This is a genomic window from Candidatus Pelagibacter communis, from assembly GCF_001180205.1.
GTDB classification, from domain to species: Bacteria; Pseudomonadota; Alphaproteobacteria; order Pelagibacterales; family Pelagibacteraceae; genus Pelagibacter; species Pelagibacter ubique_O.
On sequence record NZ_CVSU01000031.1, the window covers coordinates 1 to 940 of the forward strand.

Annotated in this window: 1 pseudogene; it reads left to right on the forward strand. The window is 36.0% G+C overall.

Annotation, left to right across the window (positions count from 1 at the left end):
- Positions 1–940, forward strand: a pseudogene (locus AMO08_RS01625) (pyruvate dehydrogenase (acetyl-transferring), homodimeric type); the annotation flags it as partial.

Consider the following 940-nt stretch of genomic DNA (forward strand, 5'->3'; position numbering starts at 1 on the left):
CTTAGAGGGTAGATTAAATGAAAAACAATTAGATAGTTTCAGGCAAGAGGTAAAACCTGGGGGTCTATCGTCATATCCACATCCATGGCTAATGCCAAATTTTTGGCAGTTCCCAACTGTATCCATGGGGTTAGGTCCTATGCTTGCTATATATCAAGCAAGATACATGAAATATTTAATAAATAGAGGTTTGATTAAAGATGAAGGAAGAAAAGTATGGGCATTTTTAGGCGACGGGGAGATGGATGAGCCTGAGTCAATGGGAGCTATTGGATTAGCTGCAAGAGAAAATTTAGATAATTTAATATTTGTGATAAATTGTAATCTTCAAAGATTAGATGGTCCCGTTAGAGGTAACGGAAAAATTATTCAAGAGCTTGAGGGAAGTTTCAGAGGATCAGGCTGGAATGTAATTAAAGTTATTTGGGGGTCATATTGGGATCCATTGCTTGCTAATGACAAAACAGGTCACTTAATAAAAATTATGAACGAGACAGTCGATGGTGAGTACCAAGCAATGAAAGCAAGAGACGGTGCTTATGTGAGAGAAAAGTTTTTTGGGAAATCTCCTGAAGCATTAGAATTAGTTTCAAGCATGTCAGATACAGATATCTGGAGGCTTAATAGAGGTGGTCACGATCCTCACAAAGTTTTTGCTGCATATGATAAAGCAACTAAACATCAAGGAAGCCCAACAGTGATAATTGCAAAAACTATAAAAGGTTATGGAATGGGAAAATCAGGAGAAAGTGTAAATACTACTCATCAAACTAAAAAATTAGATGTTAATGACTTGATGTACTATAGAGATCGATTTGATGTTCCTTTATCAGATGAACAGGTGAGAAATATTGAATACTTTAGGCCTGACGAAAAATCTCCTGAAATAAAATACTTAAAAGAAAAAAGGATAAAACTAGGCGGATATTTACCCGAACGT